Source organism: Streptococcus oralis (assembly GCF_001579175.1).
Taxonomy (GTDB): Bacteria; Bacillota; Bacilli; order Lactobacillales; family Streptococcaceae; genus Streptococcus; species Streptococcus oralis_O.
In genome coordinates, this window is record NZ_KQ970764.1 from 1 (window position 1) to 5009 (window position 5009).

The following is a 5009-nucleotide window of genomic DNA, read 5'->3' on the forward strand; positions in this document are numbered from 1 at the left end:
ACCTTTGAAAACTGAACAAGACGAACCAATGTGCAGGGCACTATAACTGAAGGTTATAGTACTGAACAATGAAAAAACAATAAATCTGTCAGTGACAGAAATGAGTGAGAACTCAAACTTTTAATGAGAGTTTGATCCTGGCTCAGGACGAACGCTGGCGGCGTGCCTAATACATGCAAGTAGAACGCTGAAGGAGGAGCTTGCTTCTCTGGATGAGTTGCGAACGGGTGAGTAACGCGTAGGTAACCTGCCTGGTAGCGGGGGATAACTATTGGAAACGATAGCTAATACCGCATAAAATTGATTATTGCATGATAGTCAATTAAAAGGTGCAATTGCATCACTACCAGATGGACCTGCGTTGTATTAGCTAGTTGGTGAGGTAACGGCTCACCAAGGCAACGATACATAGCCGACCTGAGAGGGTGATCGGCCACACTGGGACTGAGACACGGCCCAGACTCCTACGGGAGGCAGCAGTAGGGAATCTTCGGCAATGGACGGAAGTCTGACCGAGCAACGCCGCGTGAGTGAAGAAGGTTTTCGGATCGTAAAGCTCTGTTGTAAGAGAAGAACGAGTGTGAGAGTGGAAAGTTCACACTGTGACGGTATCTTACCAGAAAGGGACGGCTAACTACGTGCCAGCAGCCGCGGTAATACGTAGGTCCCGAGCGTTGTCCGGATTTATTGGGCGTAAAGCGAGCGCAGGCGGTTAGATAAGTCTGAAGTTAAAGGCTGTGGCTTAACCATAGTACGCTTTGGAAACTGTTTAACTTGAGTGCAAGAGGGGAGAGTGGAATTCCATGTGTAGCGGTGAAATGCGTAGATATATGGAGGAACACCGGTGGCGAAAGCGGCTCTCTGGCTTGTAACTGACGCTGAGGCTCGAAAGCGTGGGGAGCAAACAGGATTAGATACCCTGGTAGTCCACGCCGTAAACGATGAGTGCTAGGTGTTAGACCCTTTCCGGGGTTTAGTGCCGCAGCTAACGCATTAAGCACTCCGCCTGGGGAGTACGACCGCAAGGTTGAAACTCAAAGGAATTGACGGGGGCCCGCACAAGCGGTGGAGCATGTGGTTTAATTCGAAGCAACGCGAAGAACCTTACCAGGTCTTGACATCCCTCTGACCGCTCTAGAGATAGAGTTTTCCTTCGGGACAGAGGTGACAGGTGGTGCATGGTTGTCGTCAGCTCGTGTCGTGAGATGTTGGGTTAAGTCCCGCAACGAGCGCAACCCCTATTGTTAGTTGCCATCATTTAGTTGGGCACTCTAGCGAGACTGCCGGTAATAAACCGGAGGAAGGTGGGGATGACGTCAAATCATCATGCCCCTTATGACCTGGGCTACACACGTGCTACAATGGCTGGTACAACGAGTCGCAAGCCGGTGACGGCAAGCTAATCTCTTAAAGCCAGTCTCAGTTCGGATTGTAGGCTGCAACTCGCCTACATGAAGTCGGAATCGCTAGTAATCGCGGATCAGCACGCCGCGGTGAATACGTTCCCGGGCCTTGTACACACCGCCCGTCACACCACGAGAGTTTGTAACACCCGAAGTCGGTGAGGTAACCTTTTAGGAGCCAGCCGCCTAAGGTGGGATAGATGATTGGGGTGAAGTCGTAACAAGGTAGCCGTATCGGAAGGTGCGGCTGGATCACCTCCTTTCTAAGGATAAGGAACTGCGCATTGGTCTTGTTTAGTCTTGAGAGGTCTTGTGGGGCCTTAGCTCAGCTGGGAGAGCGCCTGCTTTGCACGCAGGAGGTCAGCGGTTCGATCCCGCTAGGCTCCATTGGTGAGAGATCACCAAGTAATGCACATTGAAAATTGAATATCTATATCAAATAGTAACAAGAAAATAAACCGAAAACGCTGTAGTATTAATAAGAGTTTATGACTGAAAGGTCAAAAAATAAGGTTAAGTTAATAAGGGCGCACGGTGGATGCCTTGGCACTAGGAGCCGAAGAAGGACGTGACAAACGACGATATGCCTTGGGTAGCTGTAAGTAAGCGATGATCCAGGGATTTCCGAATGGGGGAACCCAACAGGTACTACCTGTTACCCATATCTGTTAAGGATATGAGGAGGAAGACGCAGTGAACTGAAACATCTAAGTAGCTGCAGGAAGAGAAAGCAAAAGCGATTGCCTTAGTAGCGGCGAGCGAAACGGCAGGAGGGCAAACCGAAGAGTTTACTCTTCGGGGTTGTAGGACTGCAATGTGGACTCAAAGATTATAGAAGAATGATTTGGGAAGATCAGCCAAAGAGAGTAATAGCCTCGTATTTAAAATAGTCTTTGTACCTAGCAGTATCCTGAGTACGGCGGGACACGTGAAATCCCGTCGGAATCTGGGAGGACCATCTCCCAACCCTAAATACTCCCTAGTGACCGATAGTGAACCAGTACCGTGAGGGAAAGGTGAAAAGCACCCCGGGAGGGGAGTGAAATAGAACCTGAAACCGTGTGCCTACAACAAGTTCGAGCCCGTTAATGGGTGAGAGCGTGCCTTTTGTAGAATGAACCGGCGAGTTACGATATGATGCGAGGTTAAGTTGAAGAGACGGAGCCGCAGGGAAACCGAGTCTGAATAGGGCGCCTTAGTATCATGTCGTAGACCCGAAACCATGTGACCTACCCATGAGCAGGTTGAAGGTGCGGTAAGACGCACTGGAGGACCGAACCAGGGCACGTTGAAAAGTGCTTGGATGACTTGTGGGTAGCGGAGAAATTCCAAACGAACTTGGAGATAGCTGGTTCTCTCCGAAATAGCTTTAGGGCTAGCGTCGACATAAAGATTCTTGGAGGTAGAGCACTGTTTGGGTGAGGGGTCCATCCCGGATTACCAATCTCAGATAAACTCCGAATGCCAATGAATTATGGTCGGCAGTCAGACTGCGAGTGCTAAGATCCGTAGTCGAAAGGGAAACAGCCCAGACCACCAGCTAAGGTCCCAAAATAATTGTTAAGTGGAAAAGGATGTGGGGTTGCACAGACAACTAGGATGTTAGCTTAGAAGCAGCTATTCATTCAAAGAGTGCGTAATAGCTCACTAGTCGAGTGACCCTGCGCCGAAAATGTACCGGGGCTAAAACAATTTACCGAAGCTGTGGATACCTTTATAGGTATGGTAGGAGAGCGTTCTATGTGTGAAGAAGGTATACCGTGAGGAGTGCTGGAACGCATAGAAGTGAGAATGCCGGTATGAGTAGCGAAAGACAGGTGAGAATCCTGTCCACCGTAAGACTAAGGTTTCCAGGGGAAGGCTCGTCCACCCTGGGTTAGTCGGGACCTAAGGAGAGACCGAAAGGTGTATCCGATGGACAACAGGTTGATATTCCTGTACTAGAGTATGTAGTGATGGAGGGACGCAGTAGGCTAACTAAAGCAGACGAATGGAAGAGTCTGTCTAAGCAGTGAGGTGTGAATTGAGTCAAATGCTTAATTCTATAACATTGAGCTGTGATGGGGAGCGAAGTTTAGTAGCGAAGTTAGTGACGTCACACTGCCAAGAAAAGCTTCTAGCGTTTAAACATACTCTACCCGTACCGCAAACCGACACAGGTAGTCGAGGCGAGTAGCCTCAGGTGAGCGAGAGAACTCTCGTTAAGGAACTCGGCAAAATGACCCCGTAACTTCGGGAGAAGGGGTGCTGACTTTAGGTCAGCCGCAGTGAATAGGCCCAAGCAACTGTTTATCAAAAACACAGCTCTCTGCTAAATCGTAAGATGATGTATAGGGGGTGACGCCTGCCCGGTGCTGGAAGGTTAAGAGGAGTGCTTAGGAGTAATCCGAAGGTATGAATTGAAGCCCCAGTAAACGGCGGCCGTAACTATAACGGTCCTAAGGTAGCGAAATTCCTTGTCGGGTAAGTTCCGACCCGCACGAAAGGCGTAATGATTTGGGCACTGTCTCAACGAGAGACTCGGTGAAATTTTAGTACCTGTGAAGATGCAGGTTACCCGCGACAGGACGGAAAGACCCCATGGAGCTTTACTGCAGTTTGATATTGAGTGTCTGTACCACATGTACAGGATAGGTAGGAGTCTATGAGATCGGGACGCCAGTTTCGAAGGAGACGATGTTGGGATACTACCCTTGTGTTATGGCCACTCTAACCCGGATAGGTTATCCCTATCGGAGACAGTGTCTGACGGGCAGTTTGACTGGGGCGGTCGCCTCCTAAAAGGTAACGGAGGCGCCCAAAGGTTCCCTCAGAATGGTTGGAAATCATTCGCAGAGTGTAAAGGTATAAGGGAGCTTGACTGCGAGAGCTACAACTCGAGCAGGGACGAAAGTCGGGCTTAGTGATCCGGTGGTTCCGTATGGAAGGGCCATCGCTCAACGGATAAAAGCTACCCTGGGGATAACAGGCTTATCTCCCCCAAGAGTTCACATCGACGGGGAGGTTTGGCACCTCGATGTCGGCTCGTCGCATCCTGGGGCTGTAGTCGGTCCCAAGGGTTGGGCTGTTCGCCCATTAAAGCGGCACGCGAGCTGGGTTCAGAACGTCGTGAGACAGTTCGGTCCCTATCCGTCGCGGGCGTAGGAAATTTGAGAGGATCTGCTCCTAGTACGAGAGGACCAGAGTGGACTTACCGCTGGTGTACCAGTTGTCTTGCCAAAGGCATCGCTGGGTAGCTATGTAGGGAAGGGATAAACGCTGAAAGCATCTAAGTGTGAAACCCACCTCAAGATGAGATTTCCCATGATTTTATATCAGTAAGAGCCCTGAGAGATGATCAGGTAGATAGGTTAGAAGTGGAAGTGTGGCGACACATGTAGCGGACTAATACTAATAGCTCGAGGACTTATCCAAAGTAACTGAGGATACGAAGCGCGAGGTTTACTTGTGATTTGATAGATATTCAATTTTGAGTAGGTATTACTCAGAGTTAAGTGACGATAGCCTAGGAGATACACCTGTACCCATGCCGAACACAGTAGTTAAGCCCTAGAACGCCGGAAGTAGTTGGGGGTTGCCCCCTGTGAGATATGGAAGTCGCTTAGC

General features: G+C 49.7%; 1 tRNA gene and 3 rRNA genes. All 4 read left to right on the top strand.

The features are described 5' to 3' along the window. Positions 1-119 precede the first annotated feature (119 nt). The 4 genes from SORDD24_RS10480 (at position 120) to rrf (ending at position 5009) form a co-directional block, all read left to right on the top strand. Positions 120-1666: ribosomal RNA gene (locus tag SORDD24_RS10480) — 16S ribosomal RNA — on the top strand. A 51-nt stretch (positions 1667-1717) separates the two neighbouring features. Next, positions 1718-1790 (top strand) — tRNA-Ala (locus SORDD24_RS10485). A 124-nt stretch (positions 1791-1914) separates the two neighbouring features. Continuing rightward, positions 1915-4817 (top strand): 23S ribosomal RNA (locus tag SORDD24_RS10490). Positions 4818-4893: 76 nt separating this feature from the next. Further along, positions 4894-5009 (top strand): 5S ribosomal RNA (rrf, locus tag SORDD24_RS10495). The 16S, 23S and 5S rRNA genes sit together here with 1 tRNA gene alongside, the layout of an rRNA operon.